This is a genomic window from Oligosphaera ethanolica (genome assembly GCF_030814695.1).
In the GTDB taxonomy this organism is placed as follows: domain Bacteria; phylum Verrucomicrobiota; class Lentisphaeria; order Oligosphaerales; family Oligosphaeraceae; genus Oligosphaera; species Oligosphaera ethanolica.
Genome location: NZ_JAUSVL010000001.1, coordinates 2648654 through 2669450, shown reverse-complemented (window position 1 = coordinate 2669450; position 20797 = coordinate 2648654). Strand labels below are relative to the sequence as shown.

General features: G+C 61.2%; 19 protein-coding genes. 12 read left to right on the top strand and 7 right to left on the bottom strand.

Annotated features, from left to right (window positions below; all coding sequences use genetic code 11):
* Nucleotides 1–5 precede the first annotated feature (5 nt).
* The 7 genes from J3R75_RS09160 to J3R75_RS09130 all read right to left on the bottom strand — a co-directional run bounded on the left by J3R75_RS09160 (nt 6) and on the right by J3R75_RS09130 (nt 8231).
* On the bottom strand, nt 6–689 hold the full coding sequence (locus J3R75_RS09160; RefSeq protein WP_307261228.1) for a nucleotidyltransferase domain-containing protein: 684 nt from the start codon (nt 687–689) through the stop codon (nt 6–8).
* 37 nt (nt 690–726) lie between these two features.
* Nucleotides 727–1725: a sialidase family protein gene (locus J3R75_RS09155; protein ID WP_307261227.1), complete on the bottom strand. Its 999-nt coding sequence runs from the start codon at nt 1723–1725 to the stop codon at nt 727–729.
* A 12-nt stretch (nt 1726–1737) separates the two neighbouring features.
* On the bottom strand, nt 1738–1953 hold the full coding sequence (locus tag J3R75_RS09150) for a hypothetical protein (RefSeq protein WP_307261226.1): 216 nt from the start codon (nt 1951–1953) through the stop codon (nt 1738–1740).
* Nucleotides 1943–2407 (bottom strand): nucleotidyltransferase family protein, encoded by a 465-nt coding sequence (locus J3R75_RS09145; RefSeq protein WP_307261225.1) that lies wholly within the window; start codon nt 2405–2407, stop codon nt 1943–1945. The genes J3R75_RS09150 and J3R75_RS09145 overlap by 11 nt, the downstream gene beginning before the upstream one ends.
* A 178-nt stretch (nt 2408–2585) precedes the next feature.
* The gene (locus J3R75_RS09140) at nt 2586–2879 is read right to left on the bottom strand and encodes a hypothetical protein (protein ID WP_307261224.1); all 294 of its coding nucleotides are present in this window, start codon (nt 2877–2879) and stop codon (nt 2586–2588) included.
* Nucleotides 2880–3009: 130 nt separating this feature from the next.
* Nucleotides 3010–4914 (bottom strand): beta-galactosidase, encoded by a 1905-nt coding sequence (locus J3R75_RS09135; protein ID WP_307261223.1) that lies wholly within the window; start codon nt 4912–4914, stop codon nt 3010–3012.
* A 143-nt stretch (nt 4915–5057) separates the two neighbouring features.
* Nucleotides 5058–8231: a hypothetical protein gene (locus J3R75_RS09130; RefSeq protein WP_307261222.1), complete on the bottom strand. Its 3174-nt coding sequence runs from the start codon at nt 8229–8231 to the stop codon at nt 5058–5060.
* 393 nt (nt 8232–8624) lie between these two features.
* On the opposite strand from J3R75_RS09130, the gene rpsO reads away from it, so the two are divergent.
* The 12 genes from rpsO to J3R75_RS09070 all read left to right on the top strand — a co-directional run bounded on the left by rpsO (nt 8625) and on the right by J3R75_RS09070 (nt 20795).
* Nucleotides 8625–8888 (top strand): 30S ribosomal protein S15, encoded by a 264-nt coding sequence (gene rpsO, locus J3R75_RS09125; RefSeq protein WP_307261221.1) that lies wholly within the window; start codon nt 8625–8627, stop codon nt 8886–8888.
* 429 nt (nt 8889–9317) lie between these two features.
* Entirely contained in the window at nt 9318–11408 is a 2091-nt protein-coding gene (locus J3R75_RS09120; protein ID WP_307261220.1) for a polyribonucleotide nucleotidyltransferase, read from the top strand.
* A gap of 145 nt (nt 11409–11553) precedes the next feature.
* A complete protein-coding gene (gene rpmE, locus J3R75_RS09115; protein WP_307261219.1) occupies nt 11554–11754 on the top strand; it encodes a 50S ribosomal protein L31 in 201 nt (66 codons plus the stop codon).
* A 219-nt stretch (nt 11755–11973) separates the two neighbouring features.
* The gene (gene prfA / locus J3R75_RS09110) at nt 11974–13056 is read left to right on the top strand and encodes a peptide chain release factor 1 (protein ID WP_307261218.1); all 1083 of its coding nucleotides are present in this window, start codon (nt 11974–11976) and stop codon (nt 13054–13056) included.
* 552 nt (nt 13057–13608) lie between these two features.
* The gene (locus J3R75_RS09105; protein ID WP_307261217.1) at nt 13609–14061 is read left to right on the top strand and encodes a PTS sugar transporter subunit IIA; all 453 of its coding nucleotides are present in this window, start codon (nt 13609–13611) and stop codon (nt 14059–14061) included.
* A 5-nt stretch (nt 14062–14066) separates the two neighbouring features.
* On the top strand, nt 14067–14387 hold the full coding sequence (locus J3R75_RS09100) for a hypothetical protein (RefSeq protein ID WP_307261216.1): 321 nt from the start codon (nt 14067–14069) through the stop codon (nt 14385–14387).
* Nucleotides 14388–14458: 71 nt separating this feature from the next.
* A complete protein-coding gene (locus J3R75_RS09095; RefSeq protein WP_307261214.1) occupies nt 14459–15487 on the top strand; it encodes a V0D/AC39 family V-type ATPase subunit in 1029 nt (342 codons plus the stop codon).
* A gap of 2 nt (nt 15488–15489) precedes the next feature.
* Complete coding sequence (locus tag J3R75_RS09090; RefSeq protein ID WP_307261213.1) at nt 15490–17532, top strand: V-type ATP synthase subunit I; 2043 nt, start codon at nt 15490–15492, stop codon at nt 17530–17532.
* On the top strand, nt 17529–17882 hold the full coding sequence (locus tag J3R75_RS09085) for an ATP synthase subunit C (protein ID WP_307261212.1): 354 nt from the start codon (nt 17529–17531) through the stop codon (nt 17880–17882). The genes J3R75_RS09090 and J3R75_RS09085 overlap by 4 nt, the downstream gene beginning before the upstream one ends.
* Nucleotides 17883–17931: 49 nt before the next feature.
* Entirely contained in the window at nt 17932–18249 is a 318-nt protein-coding gene (locus tag J3R75_RS09080) for a V-type ATP synthase subunit F (RefSeq protein WP_307261211.1), read from the top strand.
* 1 nt (nt 18250) lies between these two features.
* Complete coding sequence (locus J3R75_RS09075; protein WP_307261210.1) at nt 18251–18916, top strand: V-type ATP synthase subunit E; 666 nt, start codon at nt 18251–18253, stop codon at nt 18914–18916.
* An 82-nt stretch (nt 18917–18998) separates the two neighbouring features.
* A complete protein-coding gene (locus tag J3R75_RS09070) occupies nt 18999–20795 on the top strand; it encodes a V-type ATP synthase subunit A (protein ID WP_307261209.1) in 1797 nt (598 codons plus the stop codon).
* Nucleotides 20796–20797 lie beyond the last annotated feature (2 nt).

The window sequence follows — 20797 nt, the reverse complement described above, 5'->3', positions numbered from 1 at the left end:
CCTGCCTAAGAACCGTATCCGCGAATGACCTGCCCGGACCACGCAAAGAGCGCTGACGACAAGGTCGCAAAATCCTCACTGAAGATCGCTGCTGCGTTGTCAGCGCTTTTGCCCTGCAAGTAGGTCGTGAGCAGCATCCGTTCGTCAGCCGGCAGCGCCAGCAGCAGCTCCCGGTGCGCATTGAGATAACGACCCGTACGTTGAAAATGAAGCGCTTGCATCACAAACACCGCCGATTTGTACAGGCCCTGCAGAATATCCGGTGATTTCTCGTGAACGATGTTATGCCCGCAGAGATGATAGATCGTGCAGGCGCCGAACACAATAGCCTGGCGGACATCCTCCGCGGAAATAGCCGGCAGCAAGGGCGCCAGGTCGCCCAGCAGTGGCGTGGTGTCGTGGTAGAACTGAAAGAGATCGGCCTTGCTCCAACAGCGCAGTTCGTCCCGACCGGAAATGAATCCGCAGATTTTCTCGCGTTGGGGCAGATCGCTAATCGCCGCGTCGTAGGCGCACAGATCGTCAGCACTGGCGTGATCCAGAATCAGCACCAAGTCGATATCGCTGTCTTTTCCGGCTTCACCACGGCCATGGCTGCCCTGTAGGCCCACGAACAGCACGCGATCACCAAAACAGCGCCGTACACAGCCGACATACTCATCCAACCACTCGGACAGGCTCGTACTCATCCATACACTCCATTACTTCACAGTCATCCAAAAGGCATCAGCGCGGCACAGTGATAGTGCCGCCATACAGTGCGGTTTTGGCGCCCTCGCCCTGATAATAGGCCAGGAACCACTGCTTGTCGCCGATGGGCGTCAGCCACGGGTAGGTCCAGTCGCCATCGCCCGCGACCACCAAGCCGAGCCGCTGCCACTGCAAGCAGTCGCTTGCTGCCGTCCACAGACTGATACGCTGCGCCGGAGCGCGTTCCGAGACCAGCGCCAACAGGCGTCCGGGCTGTGCGGGGTCTTCCGCCAGAAATGGGCTCGGATGCACCGCGTGGGCATCGCCCTGCAGCGCTCGTGCGGTGAACTGCCAGGTCATGCCGCCGTCGTCGCTGACGAACTGATGGTACGCGCAGGCTTTATTCTCCCGCACCAGCCCGATCAGCCGACCACCGGCGTGGACAAAGACCGGCTCGAAGAAGAGCTCGGTCGTCACGGTCTGCGGCGGCCCCCAGCTATGCCCGTCGTCCATCGAGTAGGCCAGCCATATCCCGGGCGTATGCGGTGAGCGAAAATGCCCGCTGACCGCCAAGCCCCGCCCGGGCACTGCGAAGATATGGCCGAATACCGACCCCGTGCGGTTCTCGGCGAGCGCCGACGTGTCGCAGCGCTGCCAACTCCGACCGCAGTCCGCGGAGCGCCAGCCCAAGACCGTGCTGGCCACCTCGCCCTGGTAGGCCATTGCCAGGAGAATTACCGCGCCATCGGCGCCGATGCCCATGGCCATATTGCCCACGTCGTGATAGCGTGCGTCGTCGCGCGGAAAATAGCAGAGCAGCGCCGGCGGCGAAAAACTCAGCCCGCCATCACGCGACACCGACCACGCCAGCCCCGACGCGCCTTTGTTGTGGCCGATGCCCGCGCTGTACGCCAGTATCAGCGCGCCATCGTTCGCGCGGACCATCTTCGGCCACGACAGGTGCTGCATGGCCGCGTCGTCACCTGACGCCACCAGTAGTCGCCTGTCATTCAACAAGGGTTGATCCTTGCTCATGCCAGTTCCCCTTTACTCCTGCGCCTCGCCGTCCTGTCGGCTAGGCGTCTTTGCCGCGGCATTGTTGCCCAGTGCCCGGGCGGTTCGCTGCAGGACCTGGTTCTCCGGGTATTTTTGCGCCAGCTCGCGACTTACGCCGGCAGCGGCCAGCGACAGGCACAGGCGTCGCAGCTGCTCGACCTGGCGCAGCCGTTGCCCCACTGCTTCGGGACTGAGATCAAGTTTCATCGCCGAGGCTCCTAAGGTGCTCAATGTCATCGAGGTCCTTGCCACTACGGCGAAACGACTTCAGAAGCATCATCCCGGCCACCGACACCACCTTGATCATCTGTCCGTCCCAGGTAATATTCCGCCGCGATTCCCAAGCCGGGGTAATCGCTGGGGTCACCAATAACAAGTCGAGCACCATTTCTTCCTCGGTGCTTGGTGTAATTTTCACGAGTCGGTAGATTTGGATTGCATCGTTGTGGAACGCCATTGGTGCGCCACTCAAGGTGTAGCCGAGGGGTTCAAGAGCACGTTTGGCACTGAACAACGCGTCAAATGGAATCAGCAAATCCACATCCAGGGTAGCGCGCGGCAAACCGTATATGGCCATCGCCAAGCCACCGCAAAGCGCGTAGTCAATGCGTTCCTGCGCCAGCGCGCCTGTCACAGCTTTCAACTCATTGAGAATATCCATGGTCTGCCTTCAGTTTGCACTGTCATGCCTGTGCGTTGTGGCGGCGGGCCTAATCGTCGTATATCCTGTCGGCCACGCGCATAGTATAGCGTCGCGGCGAGTCATGCGCCCCAGTCCCAAGCCGGAATGAATGCCATCATGCCCACCTGGCGTTTGGCCGGCGATGCCCGGACGACACTCAATAATGCGTCGTATCGCCAGCGCGATCAAGCCATTTTCGCTCGAAGACTTCTTGGCTGATTTCCCGCCAACGATGCCGGCATTTGCCTTGCGGAGCGCTATTCCACCGCGACACGCTGTTTTTGCCGTAGTAGCCGCCTTCGAGGCTGCCGCAGCGTCGGCACTCGAAGTAGTGCTGCACCAGGACATTCATCAGGTCAGCGCGCGGCTGCGGGCGAGTCTCCACGCAGCCCGTGGTAGCGGCCAGCACCGCCAGCGCCGCCAGAATTACCCGCAGTGCCCGCATTACCATGCACTCTCCTTGTAATATTGGGGCATTCGTGCCAGAGGCCGCAACGGACTCGACAGATTGGTCTGTTCTTCGATGTTGTATCGCGGACGGATCAGACGGATCCGACGGATCGGTCGGATCCGTCTGATCTTCACCAGAGGATGTAGGTTGGTGCTTCGCTAGCGTTAAGAGTGATGACGCCATTGGTGGCTTTGAGGTCGAGTGGCGCGCCGAGGTGATCAGTAGCCTTGAAGGCGGCGGCTGGCGCGGTGAAATTGTAGACCTTGTCGGGTCCGAAGCTGTTCCAGATAGCCACGCCCTGACCGGTAGAGGTTTTGAAGCCGATGCTGACCACGCCGTCGGCATTGGTGGTCTTGCCGGTGAACTGTGGTTTGTCGCCGACGAGGGAAATGGCGTATTTGAGGGCATTGTAGGCGGGTTTGGGTTCGAGTCCGAGTTGGATCATGCCGAAGTGGTGTTCGTTGTAGTACGGATCGGTACCGGCATCCCGAAATTCGTACCAGAAGTAGACTTCGATGCCATTTTCGAGGTAGGTAAGATAGGCGCGGGGGCAGCGGCCGCCCTGGACATCCCAAGTGACGCCGGAGCTTTGCGCCATGGGCAGGCAGGCCGTGAGCACCGCGCCTTTGAAGTCGCTGTTGAAGAGATAGAGCGCGACCGGCCAGCCGATGAATTTTCCGTCCTTGTCGCTGGCTTTGAGCAGGGGGACGAATTCGTCGCCGTCCTTGAGGAGTTTGTCATTGAACCAGCGGGTGGTTTCGAGTTTCTTCGGGATAGTGAAGGCCAAGTCGTCGCTGGCGGCGCTGGTGACGGCGGCTTTTTCGGGCAGGTCTTTGTCGAGCCACCAGGCGCTCCAGCCGATGCGGAGGCCGGCGCGGTAGTTTTCGGGAGCGTTGTTGCGAGCGGGGACCCACCCGGCGGCGGCATCGTCGTATTCGTCGGCGTAGTATAGGGGCACGCCGCCGATATGGACCAGCATGCCGCCATCGCGGACGTAGCCAACCAGCTTGTCGTACTGATTCTTCGCGAAGTGCTCGCCAATGAGGGCGACGAGAATCTGCGTGTCAGCGGGGGTAATTGCCGCAGCTTCCGCCCAGGTGACGGCTTTGGCCGTGAAGGCTGGGTTGGCTGCCAGAACCCCGAAGATTTCTTCGCGGGTGGACACGCCGCCGCCGGCATTGTCGGCGGGGTCGACGACCACGGCGCAGGTCCAGCGGTCCTGGCCAGGGAAGCGCCGCTTGGCGCCGGCGGCGATCAGCTCGGACCAGAATTTGGCGTGGACGGCCACTTCGGATTCGTGGGTGGGCCAGCCCGTCTCGGTGATCCAGATGCGTTCCGGCGCGTTGTACTGGCGGAGAATGCCGCGCAGCTCATCCACTTCGGCTAGTTTTTTTCGTTGTTCGATAGTCGCCGGGTAGCAATAGGGGTGGATATTCATGATGTCATAGAAGGCGCCGGCACCCAGCTTGAGGGTGTCTTCGACGAACTTAGGAGCGACGCCGGCCATGCCGCCGTAGAGCACCTCCAGTGACGGATCGACGGCCTTGATGGTCTCGTAGCTGACCTTCAGCAGTGCGGTGTACTGCTCAGGGTCGGGCTTGGGTTTCCAGAAGCCGATATTGGGCTCATTCCACACTTCCCAGTGCTTCAGGCGGTCGCCATAGCGGCTGACGACGGTGCGGACGAAGCGCGCCCAGGCGTCGAGGTTCTCGTGCGCAAAGCCCTGCGTCCACTTGCTGTTGTAACAGAGAATGGGCAGGATCTTCACCTGGCGTTTTTCGGCTTCGGCGACCACCCGGTCGTAATTGGTGAAAACGAATTCATTTTCGCTGGGCTCAATTTGTGCCCAAGTGAAATCCGCCCGGGCCCATTTGATGCCGGCGGCCTGCATCAGATCGAGTTCTTCAATGAGCTTGGCGAACTCCGCGCCGCCTCCGAGGTGCGCGCAGACGCCAAAGGGCGAGTGGATTTCGACGGCGGGGACGGCGGCGCTGGCCGCCAACAACACTGCGAGCAGACAGGACTTCATCTTCATGGTTGCTTCTCCGGGGCTGGGGTTGGGTGGGATGCGGCTATGGCTATGGTTGGTGGGTGCGGCGGGTAAGGAACAATGGCCTCCTTGCGCAGACAGCACCCGGCGCCCGGGAAACGCGTCGGCAATGCTGCTTCTTGGCGTGCTTATTCAGCGACGAGCTCAAAAAAGGTCGTCGGGCCATGTTGGAGGGCGCCGTTATTGACAGCGATGACGAGGTCGTCGCCCTGGTATTCGACGGGTATTTGCTCCCGGCGCTGGCCATTGAAGTCCAGTGCGTAGAGAGCGAAGGGCCGTTTTTGCGCGGGCGTGAAATGCGCGCGGACCGTGCCCGTCCGGAGCAGTATGGGCAGCGTGCCCGAGTGGATTTTCATGCGGCCGTCGTGGCCGAAGGTCGCGTTGGTGTTTTGGGTCTGAGTCGAAAAGATGAAGAGCATGCGGTCGGCATTCGCCAGGGGCGTCATGCTGGTGGACGCGATAGCGACCGTCGCCCCCACGCTGAGATCACGGATCTGCAGGCGGCCAACGCGCTCGCTCTTGCCGGCTTCCATGGCAACGGCCTCCGTGCGCGGCGTGATGACCTTCAGCACCTGGTCTTGCGTGCGCATGACGATTTCGCCGGTGTCGCTCTGGAAGACGCCGGCGTCGACATCGCTGATATTCTGCTGACCGAGGATGCCCTTGTCCCGGAGGACCTGCACAGTCTGAGCCAGGGAGAACTCGCCGTCGGGATTTTCGATGACATTGACGAACCAGTCCTGATCGTCGACCTTGGCGGCGTCATTGGGGAGGATTTGCAGGTCAGGGGCCCGGCCACGACTGGTGCCATCCGCGCGTTTGGCCCATGGGAAGGCCACCGAGAAGCCAGTGAGCAACGCGAGGCGGCTTTGCTCGGTTGAGACCGCCCAGTGCGTCAGGCCATTGCTGGCCAGACTCGCCTCGGGGACGACCAGCTCGACCAGGTGCGGGGCCTTCTGCACATCGCCACGCAGAAACAACAGCGTCGAGAGCACTTCGTTGGCACGGACCACCGGCGACTGCGCGCAGGCAAAGCTGTTGATGCTGCTCTTCGCCGCGCTGAGGGCGATGGGCCCGGAGTGAATCTGGAGGGCGCTGAAGCCCTGCAGGGCCGAATAGGCGGGGAAAACCAGGCCGGCTTCGTATTGATACGGATTCCAGTAGCAGTGATTGAATTCGCTGACGATGAACGGCCGCCCCGACAGTCGGCCGGCGTTGGTATTGCGCCAGTAGTTGGCGGCGTCAGCCAGCGAGCTGTCCTGTTCGACGGTACAGCCAGGCGCGCCCCAGCCACCGCGCGGATGCTGGTAGTAAGCGTGGAGATCGATGACTTGACTGATCTGCCAGCGGGCGGCGCTGCAGCCCAGGCGTTTCGAGCCGTTGTACTGGGTGATCAGGCCCTGATAGCCGTTGTCGCGCACGACCTGCCGGCACCAGTCAGCGCCGTCGACGGTGATGAAGGAGCGGAAAAGACCGAAGGCGTTGCCCAGCGGCGTGGCTTTATCGCGATAAAAATTGGGTACGGGTGCTTGATTGAGGGGCGTGCCGGCCAGCTCGGCCGCGAGGTCAGCCGGGACGCCATCGGCGTAGGTGGCCACGAGCCAGTCATGCCAGCGTTTTTCAATGAGCGCGCATGCATCGGGGTCATCGCGCATGACTTGGTGAATGACGCCGAAACCCGACCCCTGCTCGTTATAGAATTCGAGGAAAGCGACCAGCGGGTCGTCCTTCCAGGCCAAGCCGGTGTAGGGATTGACATGATTGAGGATCGTCTCGGCGCCATAGCGAAAATGCGTGCGCTCCCAGTCGCCGCCGAAGTAGAGCAGCAGCCGGTGCTTATTGCGGTCCTCAAAAAGCTGCTTGGCGTTCTTGGGGTCGTCGTAGAGCCCAAAGGAAAAGATGACGATGTGGGCGTAGATGCCTTCTTTTTTGAGCTCGGCGAGGATGTAATCCCAGCGGTCGAGTTTTTCAGGATTGATGGCCATGTCGCCGGTGGCGTCCTGACAGAGCCACTTGTCGAGGAGGCCATGGACACGGAAGAGACTGTAGCCCTGTCGTCTGGCGGCCTGGGCGAAGGCGGTCACCTGCAGTTTGAATTCGGCGTCGTCCTGCTGGTACCAGATTGACGACGGGAAGCCGTTGAAGCCCTGCATGCGAACGCTTTGCTGCGGCGCGCCGGCAAAGACCATATCGCCAGCGTCGTTGATGCTGATGCGGCCGAGTTGCCCGGCGGGCCTGGGCACGAGGGCGCTGAAATCAAGGGCGCTACCTTCGCTGATGACGATATTACTGAGATCGACGGGCTGCCATTCGTCATTGGGCTTATAGACGATGGGCGGCAGAGGCTTGCCAAGGAGCAGCTTCCAGCCGGCGGAGCCGCTGAGGACTTTGATGGCAACGAGATTGCGGCCGGGTTTGACGGCGATAGTGACAACGTGGTCATTGGGCTCGAAGCGTTGGGAGGCATTGCCCTTTTCCAGCGTGTCGTACACGCGTTCGCCATTGCAGTACACCTCCATCCACCAATCGGCGGCAAGACCGAGAGTCATGCCGCCGGCTTGCGCGACAGTGAAGTCGTTGTAAAGGACGGCGGCCGCGCGCTCCTTGAAACGCCCCTGATTGAGCGCCCGGATGTCGATAACGCCGTCTTGCAGATTGGCCGCGAGCGGTCGGACTTCCGCGCCGGTCGGGCTCCGGAGGGTCACGGGCTGATCGGCGTAAGACTCCGGCGCCTGCACGTCAACGAAGACCTGCCACGCGGGGTTGAGCGCGGCTAGGGGGAGCTCGTTGTACTCAGTGACCAAAAAATCGCTGAGGACCACCCGGCCTTTCAGTTTGCTGAGGTTGAAGGTAAAATGCGCCGGCAACTCCGGCTTGTCGTATTCGGAGACGAAGATCGCGCTGAGGTGATGCGTGCCGGGCTGCAAGGGGACGTTCTCGGCCAGACCCAACGCCGTCCAAGGATTGTTGGACAGCTGATAGACATGGCGCATCACGCCGGGTTTGTCAATGGTGATCGTGTAGGACAAACGGAACTTCTCGTAAGCCTTGAGTGACGCGCCCTGCCCCATGAGGACATTACCGATGCTGCCCTCGGTCGGCTCGGGAATGTCCAGCACCAACTTGCCTTCCTCAATGCGATGCGTCAGCCCGTGATCACGCGCATTGGCCGCAAAGGACGACCACCAGTGGCTCAAACCAGCGGAAAAATCCGTGTTCTTGAAGAGATTGCCGTCCTCAGCGGCGAACAACGCCAGAGGCATGGCGCATAGCAACAACGCCGTATACAAATTTCGGATCATGGTGGGCTCCTGGTTGGGTGGGGCGATAAGACGCGCGGCCGGCAGAACCGGGAAAAGACTACACTATCCGCCGACTTGACCCGATGTCAAGAAATATCCGAGCATGCCAAGCGACTCTTGGGACCGTGGGGACTCCTGGGACTGCTGGGACCGGTTGGCGGCGGCGCTCCCAGGAGTCCAACCGGTCCCGGGCGTCCCCACGGTCCCAGCCAACATCCATGACTGGCCGGTTACCGAAACTCGGCAATTAGCGTTTCTGTTACTAGTTGAATGAAAAAGACGTGCTATATTTGTGAGCTTCCGTTATTCGCGAGTGAATGACTGGATCATCACGGTAAGCGGATGAAGAATCCCGAGTATGGTTTGGTAGCGAAAACGCATTTAGGAAAGACCATGGACAAAGAGACCAAGACCCAGACGATCAAAGAGTTCCAGCGCAGCAGCGAAGACGTCGGCTCCTGCGAAGTGCAGGTGGCGTTGCTGACTAAGCGCATCCTGGAGCTCACCGAGCACATGAAAGTTAACAAGAAGGATCACAGCTCCCGCCGTGGTCTGGTTGCCATGGTGAACAACCGCCGCCGCTTGTTGCAGTATCTGCAGAGCACTGACAATGCGCGTTACGTGACCCTGATCAAGAGACTTGGTCTGCGTCGCTGACGAGTTGTTCCGCAGGATCCCCGGTGAAACCCATATTCCCGGGGGCCTTATGGTATTTTCTTTTGCGCTGGTTGGATGAACGCCATAGCGCCGCGGTTGCGGCAGAGCGCCAGCCAACACCGAGCCCGGTGCATATTTGCCGGGCTGATGCAGCCGAGAGCCGGATAAAGACCTGCTTCACGCAGCGAAGACTCCTTTGGAATAAAAAACAGTGTGGAATTGGGCGGCATAAGCCGCCAGGCGCCCTGCGCAGGGGCTTAGCTTGGCCGCTTATGCCGCAATTCCGCATTCTGTTTTCCGAGACAGTCAGCTGCCGCAGCTTGAGATCCGGTCCCGGCTATGGGCGACGAGCCCAGCGCGGCGGTGGAACACCCTGGCTTCCACCACAGGCCGTTGACAACAGCAGGGATGGTAAGGATTGAGACAGACATGAGTATTGAACGCGTAAGTATTGATTTGGGTTCCGGCAAGCAGCTTGAGATCGAAACCGGCAAGATGGCCCTGTTGTGCAATGGGTCGGTGACCGTCCGTCAGGGCGACACCATGGTGTTGATTACCGCCACCATGGCCAAGCCCCGCCCCGGCATTGACTTCTTCCCCCTGCAGGTCGAATATCGCGAGCGCTTCGCCGCAGTCGGCAAAATGCCCGGCGGCTTCTTCAAGCGCGAAGGCCGCCCTACCGAGAAGGAAATCCTGACGGCGCGCATGACGGACCGGCCGTTGCGCCCGCTGTTCCCCGAGGGTTTTATCAATGAAGTGCAGATCGTATCGACACTGTTGAGTGCTGACGGCGAGAATGAAGCGGACGTGCTGAGCATTCTCGGCGCGTCAGTGGCCCTGATGGTGTCGGACATTCCCTTCAACGGCCCGGTGGGCGCGCTGCGGGTCGGTCGCGTCAACGGCCAGTTCATCGCCAATCCGACCAATGCGGAAATCGAAGCCAGCGACATTGATCTGGTTTACGCCGGCATCGCCGGCAAGGCCATCATGATCGAAGGGCGCGCCAGCGAGATCAGCGAAGAAGACCTGCGCGACGCGATGCTCTTCGCGGACGGCATCGTTTGCAAGCAGATCGAGGCCCAGAAGGACCTCGCCGCCCGCGTCAACAAGGCCAAGGCGGCCTTCACGCCCAACCTGCCCAATGCTGCCGCCCTGGCTGCCGCCGAGGCATTTTGCGGCGACCGCCTCGCCGCGGCCTGTTCGGCGCCAAGCAAGCTCGAACGCCAGGCCCAACAGGACGCCCTTAAGGCCGAGCTGACTGCGGAGCTCACCGCCAAATTCACGGCGGCGGATGGCAGCACGCCGGACGTCGGCCTCATCTGGGAAGTCTTGCTGGAGAAGGCCATTCGCGGCCTGGTGTTGGACAAGGGCATTCGTCAGGACGGCCGCAAGCTCGACGAGCTGCGCGAGATCAGCTGCGAAGTCGGCGTGTTGCCGCGCGTCCATGGCAGTGCGCTGTTCAAGCGCGGTGACACTCAGGCGCTGGTCATCGCCACCTTGGCTTCCAGCGGCGACGCCCAGGAATACGACGTGATCACTGGCGGGCCATCCGAAAAGAATTTCATTCTGCATTACAACTTCCCGAATTTCTGCACGGGCGAAGTCGGCCGTTACGGTTCGACGGGCCGTCGTGAGATCGGTCACGGCGCCTTGGCGGAGCGGTCGGTTGTCGGCGCGATGCCCAAGGATTATCCCTACACGGTGCGAGTGACGTCGGAGATTTTGGGTTCGAACGGCTCATCGTCCATGGCGACAGTCTGTGGATCGAGCCTGGCGCTGATGGACGCCGGCGTGCCGATCAGCGACGCGGTGGTTGGTATTTCCATCGGTCTGGTGACTGGCACGGACAAGCGTGAGTTCCTGACGGACATTCTGGGTTCCGAAGACCACTACGGCGACATGGACTTCAAGGTTTCGGCAACCAGCAAAGGCATCACGGGCTTCCAGCTGGATCTGAAGATCGCCGGCCTGGACATTCCTGGCATGTACGACGCCATGCAGCGCAACAAGGTCGCCCGCGAACAGATTCGCGCGGTCATGGCCGCCTGTCTGCCCGCGCCCCGCGCTCAGTTGAGCCCCTACGCGCCGCAGATGGCCGTGCTGAAGATCAACCCCGAGAAGATCGGCGCCCTCATCGGCCCCGGCGGCAAGAACATCCGCGGCATCTGTGACAGCACCGGCGCCAAGATTGACGTGACCGACGACGGCACGGTCAAGATATTCGCCACCAGTGGCCCCGCGATGGAAAAGGCCCGCTACATGGTCGAGGGCTCCACCGGCGAAGTCGAGATCGGCAAGATCTACAAGGGCATTGTCAAGACCATCAAGGACTTCGGTGCCTTCGTCGAGATCATGCCCGGCCAGGAAGGCATGGTGCATATTTCCGAGCTGGCGGATTACCGCGTCAAGACGGTTGATGAAATCTGCAAGGTCGGGGAAGAAATCTCCGTGAAAGTGATTGACATCGATGACCGCGGCCGGGTTCGCCTCAGCCGCAAGGCCGCCCTCGCGGAGATGTGATGCTGCCGTCGACAACGTCACGCCACGAGGCTTGGCGCCCATGTCGGCAATGGCTTTTTATTGACAAGCGAAACGAGTGTAGTGTGTGAGTCAGTCCGGTCGGTAACCCCGAGCCCGGCCGGCAAAGCAAAAAAAGGGAATGGTCATGAAAGAAGCAATACATCCCAAGTACCAGAAGTGCGTTGTGAGCTGCGCTTGCGGCAACCAGATGGAAGTCTTTTCGCTGGCACAAAAAACGTCCGTCGGTATTTGTTCAAAGTGCCATCCGTTCTTCACCGGCAAGCAGAAGCTGGTAGATACCGAAGGCCGTGTCGACGCGTTCCGCCGTCGTTACGCCAAGGGCTGACACAGTACACAGCCTGAGCGTGCAGGGGCTGCGGCCCCGCCTAGGCGTCCGTCAGCAACAGCATAGCCGACGCGCCAGCAATGTCGCAAAAAAACGGGCGGTAGAGATTTCCCAGGAAATGCTCTCCGTCCGTCTTTTCGTTGCCGGCAGGGGCGTTTTGGGCGCCAGGCGCCGTCCTTTTTCCGTGATCGACCACTTGTCAAGCCATAAGGCCCGACTGTGAATCTTGACCGTTACATAGCCAATTCGACCGAGCGCTTCGCCGAGGTGGAGCGGGCCATATCGGCCTTTGATTTTGCCCACGGCGAACAAGGGCAGTACCAGCAGCTCAACCGTGAATACCAGCGGTTGAAGCAGCTCCTGAATTTCTGGCAGCAGTATCTGAAAACCCAACAGGACCTGCGCGACAACGCGGAGCTCTTGGACCAGACCGAAGACGATGCCTTCAAAGAGTTGATCCGCGCCGACATCGCCGAGCTCGAAAAGCAGGAAACGCGCCTGGACCGCGACATCAAGACGCTGATCCTGCCGCCACACCCCAATGAAGGGCGCGACGTCATTGTCGAAATCCGGCCGGCGGCCGGCGGTGATGAGGCGGGGCTCTTCGCGGCAGATTTGCTGCGCATGTACAGCCGTTACGCCGAGCTGAGGGGCTGGCGTCAGGAAGTCCTCGACATGACGGACACGCCTCTGGGCGGTCTGAAAAACGCGTCGTTCACTCTCCGCGGCGAGGGCGCCTGGAGCACCATGCGTTTTGAGAGCGGCGTGCACCGCGTGCAGCGCATTCCCGTGACCGAGGCGCAGGGCCGCATCCACACGTCGACGGTGACCGTCGCCGTCCTCGCCGAAGCCGAAGAAGTCGATTTCGAATTGAAGCCCGATGAACTGCGCATTGACGTGTATCGCTCATCGGGCCACGGCGGCCAGTGCGTGAACACCACAGACTCGGCCGTGCGGGTGACACACCTCCCCACGGGCATGTTCGTGGCCAGCCAGCAGGAAAAATCCCAGCACCGCAACAAGGAAATCGCCATGCGCATCCTCCGCGCGCGTCTGCTGGAAATCGAACAGAGCAAGGAAGACGCCAAGAACGCCGCCGAACGCAAATCGCAGGTCGGCAGCGGCGAACGCAGCGAGCGCATCCGCACCTACAACTTCCCGCAGAATCGCGTGACCGACCACCGCTATGACATCACCCTCTATGATCTCAGCTCAATCATGGAAGGCAACCTCGATGACCTGCTGGGCGAAATCCGCGCCATCGAAGCCGGCCGCCAGCTGGCCGAAGAACTCAATATCTGAGGGCGGGCGTTTGCCGTAGGGGCGGACCGGCGTGACCACCCCAGGAAAGACACATCGTTCCATTGCCTCTCTGGCCCCAGTCAGCTTCGCCGACTGGGGCCAGAGAGGCCGAGGAACACGAGAACAATGGCGAATTACCCAGGGCGGCGCACGCTTTCAGCGTGCTTGCCCTGGGCTGGTATGTGTCGCGCTTTCAGCGCTTCTGCCGCTTCGCGGCAAGGGATGCCGTGCGCGCGAGTGGACGCATCGGGAGACGTGCGCTCACAGGAGTCCAATCAGTCCCCAATCAGTCCAAGGCGTCGGGCGTCAATCCCCACGGTCCAGAAAGACCCCACGGTCCAATCCATGGGATCATGCCTCATGAGTCAGTGAGTCCTCGCCCCAGTGCGCAGCAGTCAATCAGTCCCCACGGTCCCAGTCGTCCCCTGGAACCGACCAATATCAATTACTTCTTTTCACGCTCATTTTTTGTGAATTCGGCGCTATATTACCGGTTATAAATTCACGAGGTCGCCGGCCTCAGTTGTAACGACTTACTTGGCAGGTACAAGCATGAAAATATCCGAGTTACTCACGCCATCTTTGATCAAGCTCGATCTCCAGTCCACCGAGAAGCCCGAGTTATTTGCGGAGATGGTGCAGCTTTTTGTCAACGACGGCCTAATCACGGACAGCACTGCCGCCGTCGAGGCGTTGGTGGAGCGCGAGAACAAGATGTCGACGGGCATATCCCGCTGGCTGGGGCTGCCGCATGGCAAGCTTGCCGAGGCCAACGGGCTGCTGATGGCGCTGGGCGTTTCCAAACGCGGTTTGGACTACGACTCATTGGATGGCGAGCCCGTGTACATCGTGATCACGATTTTTGCCGAACTGGGCAACCCCGGCCCGCATATCCTGGCGCTGGCCGAGATTTCGCGGCTGTTTTCCATACCGGGTTTTGCCGAGAAGATCCGCGCCGCCACAAGCGCCCGTGATATCCTGCAGATCATCAAAAGTGAAGAGTAAACACCATGGACGACATTCTCAAGCGGATGTTGCTGGTTGAAGAGCAGGCCGACGAGATCGTCGCCGCCGCCGAGCGCGAAGCCGAGCAGATATTGACGGCGAGTCGCCAGCAGATCAACGACGAGAAGGTCCAGGCCCAGCAAGCGCTGGCGAAAGAATACGAAGCGCTGCTGTCGGCGCGCCTGACGACGGCGCGCAGCGAGCGCGACAAGGCGCTTGCCGAGGCCGACAAACGCCACGCCATTGAGCTCAAGGCATTCCATCAGGGCCTCGACCGGCGCCTCCGCGAGGTCAAGGAGGCCTTAGCCTACCCGAGCGACAAGTAAGCGCATGCCGCCGGAAAGTCCCACCGCGATACGTTCACCACCGCCCTCTTTTTTCTTGATATGACCGTGCCATGCCAGTACTCGCCACCAACGCCAGCCACGATTTTCTTTTTGCCAAGCTGCATGGCATGTGGGCCAATGCCGTCAAAGGCGAGGCGCTGCAACGACTGACGAGCAGCGGCACGACGGAAAATCTGATCCGGGAACTGCGCAACTTCGGCCTTGACGCGAGCAGCCGCAGCGCTTTTCACAAAAATCTCATTCTGCGCGAGATGAAGCAGCTCGGGGCCATCCAGGCGCAGCTTGACGACGCCACCGCGCTGTTCTATGGCGCCTTGATTGACCGCGTTTTCTACGACGACGTCAAAACCGTCCTGCATTACTTTTTTTTCCCCGAGAACAAGACCGACATCAACTATCTGCTGGTTGAATTGCCGCAGCATCCGGCTTTTCCGGTTGATGAATTGCTGCAGGCGCCGAATATTGAGGCCTTTGTGCGGCACCTGCCGGTGGTTGATCCGGAAGATCACCTTGACGACATTGTGCGGCAGCTTGACCGCGACCACGACATGATGACGGCGGAGTGCCAGATTGACAAGGTGCATTACCGCGACCTGCTGCGCCTGGCCGGGCGGACGCCGCTGGACATCCGCCGGGAGGCGGTGCAGGCAGTGCGTCGCAATATCGACATCATCAACGTGACCATCCTGCTGCGGGACGTCTATCTCTATCACTTCGAGCCGGAGAAGATGGCCGGCTATTGGATTGACGACGGCGAGCAACTCAAGCCGGAGGACCTGACGGCGCTGGTGGCCGCCAACGGCGGCGTGGCCCGCACGATACACGGCCTGCCGAAAGACTTCCGGGAACTGCTGGAGCCTTTTGCGGCGGCCGAGCTCTATCTGTGCGAGAATGCGCTGTGGAATTACCTGTATCGTTATGTGTATTCGTTGTTCCGGGATTATAATCGCCCCGCCCTGTCCATTGTAGCCTATCCCTTCTTGCTTCGTTTTGAGACCTTGAACATTGGGCGTGTGTACGAGGGGGTGCATTTTGCCATCCCGCCGCGTGACATGCAAGACATGATGATTGGAGTGTGATCATGTTCAGGCCGGTAGAAATGTGCAAAGTGAACATCCTGGTACTGAGCAAGCACGTCACCGCGATGACCAGGATTCTTGGCCAGCGCGGCCTGGTGCACTTGGTAGACGCCGTGAACCAGTCACGGGGAAAGCTGCTGTCCAATGTCAACCAGGACAAGGACGAGCGCACGGTCGACCGTCTGCTGGAGCGCTGCGACCGGCTGATCGAAGCCCTCGGCGTCGAGAGCGACGCACGCGCGCCGCAGCTGGAGAACATGGACCTGAAGGACATGGAAGCCCTGCTGGGCAAAATCCACGAGCGCTTCAAGGTCCAGGACGATACGCTCAACAAGCTCATCAGCGATTCTGGCAGTCTCAGTCTGGAAAGCACGCTGCTGGCCGGCTACCCACTGCAGAAAGTGCGACTGGAGGCGCTGCGCAATCTGTCGCATTTCTACATGATCACGGGCCGCATTGCGCCGTCGGTGCTGCCCAGCGCGAGCATGGTCATGGGCGAACGAGCGCTGTTGCTGCCCGCCGAGGGCAAGGACGGCAACGTGCTGGTGCTGTCGTCCCGCAAAAACCGCTGGGCGGTCGAGGAAGAGCTGCGCAAGTTCGGCTTTACGGCCATTGAGGCCCCGCCGGAAGTCAGCGGCAGCGCGGCAGAAGAGCGCCAGCATGTCGAAGACGAACTGCAGAAGTTACATCGCCAGCTTGAGGAATGCCGCTTGAGCGTCCTCAAACTCGGCGAGGAATACGGCGGCGTGCTGTTGGCGATGCGGACGCAGCTGCGGGGCCTCAAGGCCGTGCACAGCGCCCAGAAGCATTTTGGCCGCGTATCGCACCTCTACTGCATCTCGGGCTGGACACCGAAAGACCAGGTCGAGAAAGTACGCCAGATCGTGGAAGAGAACACGGACGGCGCTGGCGTCGTCGAAGTCATTGAAGCCGGCAACGACGTGCTGGTCCAGGCCGGCTTGGAGACCGTTCCCGTGCAATTCAAGGGCGCGGCGTGGCTGCGGCCCTTCCGCATGCTGGTGACTAATTTTGCCATCCCGCGCTACAACGAGCTCGACCCGACCCTATTCGTGGGCCTGTCCTTCGTGGTGCTGTTCGGCTTCATGTTCGGCGATTTCGGGCAGGGCGCGGTGCTGGCGCTGATTGGTCTGTGGCTGCATTACAGCAAACGGCGCCTGCCGGAGATGCTGCGGGACGTCGGTTTCCTGCTGACCACCTGCGGCATCAGCGCGGCGGTCTTTGGACTGCTCTACGGCAGCTGCTTCGGTTACGAGAACCACGAGATATTTCCACCGCTGTGGCTCAGTCCACTGGCGGAGAAGGACATTCGCAAGCTGCTGCTGGTGGCGGTCGGCGTCGGCATCGTCTTTACGAGCGTCGCGATCATCATCAACATCATCAACCGCTATATGGCGCGACACTATTTTGAGAGTGTCTTTGACCGCTTTGGAGTTCTCGGGCTGTTATTCTACTGGCTGGCGCTGGGCATTGGCATTTCGGTGGCGCTGACGGGGCAGGTGTCGGCCTGGCAGCTGGTAGTGTTGGCGCTGCCGCTGGTGCTGCTCTTTGTGGGCAAGCCGGTGCAACTGCTGTTGCAGCACTATCGGCGTCATGGTGCCCACAAGAGCGATGCTGACGACGAGCACGGCGAAGAACACGGCAGCCTACTGGAAGTCGTGCTGGAGTCCTGCATCGAACTGATGGAGACCTTCACGGGCTACATCAGCGGCACGGTGTCCTTTGTCCGCGTGGGCGCTTTTGCCATCAGTCACGCGGCGCTCTGCTTGGCGATTTATTCCATCGTGAACATGCTCAAGGAGCTGCCCATGGGCGGCGCGCTGTCGCTGTTGGTGATCATCTTCGGCAACGTGCTGGTGATTGCCTTCGAGGGCATGGTGGCGATGATACAGGGTGTGCGTCTTGAGTATTACGAATTGTTCAGTAAGTATTTTTCTGGTGGTGGCGTCCTCTACAGTCCTTTCCAGATTGGGGACGGGGCTGCCGAGGCCGCCGAGAAGGACAACAAAGGAGAAAAGAAAGCATGAATCTGCACACGTTCCAAAGGCTCGTCCGCGCCGGCAAAACCGGCTTGTTCCTGTTGGGCCTGGTGACGGCCGGCATGGCCTACGCCAGCGGCGACGCGGCGGTGGCCGAAGCGGCCGCCGGCGTGGCGAAGGCGCCAGTCGACCCCGCGATTTTCTACGCGATTGCCGTGACCATGAGCGTCGGCAGTCTCTCCGCGGGCTTTGCGGTCGGTAAAGTCGGCGCGGCGGCCATGGGTGCCGCGGCGGAGAAGCCGGAATTACTGGGCAAGGCCATTGCCTTCGTGGGTCTGGGCGAGGGCATCGCCCTCTTCGGCTTCCTGGTGAGCCTCTTCCTGGTCTTCAAGATCTGACGACGACGCGTTCGCGTGACGGCCGTACAGGCATGAGGAGACAGCGAGTATGGGATTTCATATTATCGGCGATGCCGACACCGTGCTGGGCTACCGCTTTGCTGGCCTGAGCGGCGACGTGGTCGAGACGGCCGAAGAAGCCCGCGTGGCTTTCAAGGCCGCCATCGCCAACCACCGCAAGGGCGTGCTGCTGATCACCGAGGCTGTCGAAGACATGCTGGCAGACGACGTGACCGCCCACCGCCTCAGCTCCAAACCGCCGTACCTCGCCGTCATGCAGGATATCTGGGGGCCCCGCGGCAAACGCCGCAGCCTCCAGGAACTCATCTACGAAGCCGTTGGCATCCGTATCGTCCAGGACAACTGATATGCACGACGACAGAAAACATTCACCCCTCCCCCGATCAGTCATCAGTACCAGGGACAGCGCGATGAATCCCCAGGAAGACAAATTACAGGCCGAGATACTCAGCGACGCCAAGACGCGTGCCGAGCGCATTATCGCCCGAGCCAACAATGATGCCGACAAGGCGCTGCAACAGGCCGCCGAAGAAATCGAGCGCAACCGCCAGGAGCGCCTCGCGGAGGCCTCGGCGGAGGCTGAGATGAAATGCCGGTCCATACTAGTTGACATCCAGCAGGAAACGCGGCGGCGCTGGTTGCTGGCCAGCGAGTCGTGCCTGGCGGGTTTTTTGCGCGAGGCGCTGGCCGCGGTCGAGCGCAGCGACGGCATTGACCGTGCGCGGTCGCTGACGCTGTTGGCGCGCGAAGCCCTGGCGGCGATTGGCCCCGGCGACTGCGAGGTCGTAGTGGGCCCCGCCGATGCGGCGCAGGCCACCCCCGAGTGGCTGGTGGCGCAGGCCCGTGAGCTCTTTGGTGCTAACGATGCCAGCCGCTACACGGTGCGGACGGCCCCGGCCCAGCGCGGCGGCCTGATTATCAGCTCGGCGGATGGCCGTCGGCGCTTTGACAACAGCTACGCCGTCCGCCTCAAACGGCTCTGGGAAGAGCTGCGGAGCCTCGCCTGCCAGTGATGGCGGCGGCAGGCACCCGATGCGATGCGACACCCGGCAGCCGGCAACGGCGGCCGCATGACCAGGATTAGTGGAGAAGAACATGCCCGGCGATACAGTGAAAAAGAACAGCAGCGAGCGCCTCGGTGAGATCACGCGGGTAAATGGCCCGATCGTGGAGGCTCGGCACATGGAACATGCCGGCATGCTCGAAGTGGTCGAGGTCGGCGACCTGCATTTGATTGGCGAGGTCATTCGAGTGCGCGGCAACGCGGTGACCATCCAGGTCTATGAGAACACCAGCGGCGTGCGACCCGGCGAAGCGGTACGCTGCAGCTCCCGGCCCTTGTCGGTGCGGCTGGGCCCCGGCCTACTGGGCACAATTTACGACGGCATCCAGCGGCCGCTGGACCGCATTGCGGCGCAGAGCGGCGCCATGATCGCGCGCGGCGAAAAGGCCGAGCCGCTGGACACGGAGAAGAGCTGGCACTTTCAGCCGCTGGCGACTGTTGGGCAGCGCCTGCAGGCGGGCGAGCCTTTCGGGCAGGTCCAGGAGACGCTCAGCATCCTGCACAAGATCATGGTGCCGCCGAGCATCAGCGGCGAGCTGCTGAGCATCGCGACCGAAGGCGATTATCGCGGCACCGAGACGATCGCGACCCTGCGTGATGCCGATGGCCGCGAGTGGCCGCTGTCCATGTTCCAGTACTGGCCGGTGCGGGAACCGCGACCGGTCCGCGCGCGCCTGCAGATGGCCGAGCCGCTACTGACAGGCCTGCGCGTGATCGACACCTTCTTCCCCATCGCCAAAGGCGGCGCGGCGGCGATCCCGGGCGGTTTTGGCACGGGCAAGACCATGACCCAGCAGGCGTTGGCAAAGTGGTCCAACGCGCAGATCATCGTCTACGTCGGCTGCGGCGAACGCGGCAACGAAATGACCGAAGTGCTGCGGGAATTCCCCGAGCTGGTCGACCCGCGCAGCGGCCGGTCACTGATGGAACGGACCATCCTCATCGCCAACACCTCGAACATGCCGGTGGCCGCCCGCGAAGTGAGCATCTACACGGGCATCACCTTGGCGGAATACTACCGCGACATGGGCTACGACGTCGCCATCATGGCCGACTCGACCTCGCGTTGGGCGGAAGCCCTGCGCGAACTCTCCGGCCGCTTGGAAGAAATGCCGGCGGACGAGGGCTTCCCGGCCTACCTGCCGGCGCGCCTGGCAGGCTTCTACGAACGCGCCGGCCGGGTGGAAACCCTGCAGGGCGGCGAGGGGTCGGTGTCCGTCATCGGCGCCGTGTCGCCGCCCGGCGGCGATTTCTCCGAGCCGGTGACGCAGCACACCAGCCGCTTCATCCGTTGCTTCTGGGCACTGGACCGGGATTTGGCCAACGCCCGGCATTACCCGGCGATCAGCTGGCGCAACAGCTACAGCGAGTACCTGGTGGAAATTGCCGACTGGTGGAAGAACCACGACCACAACTGGAAGAACAACCGCGATATCCTCATGGACATCCTCCAGGAGGAAAGCAATCTCCAGCACATCGCCAAGCTGGTCGGACCTGACGCCCTGCCCGACTCGCAGCGCCTGACCCTCTTCACCGCCGAGATCATCAAAAACGCCTTTCTGCAGCAGAATTCCTTCGATGACATCGATATGTACTGCTCGCCAGAAAAACAGAGCTGGATGATGCGGCTGTTGGTGAAATTTGCGACGCGGACGCTGGTGATCATCCAGAAAGGGGCGACGCTGGCAGACATCCACGGCCTGCCCGGCCTGGAACGGCTGATGCGCATGAAAAGCGAAATCAAGAATGACGACACGCAGACCATGGCAGCGCTGGAACAGCAGATCAGCACTGGCTTGGATGCATTGGAAAGGAGCCTCCGCGCATGAAG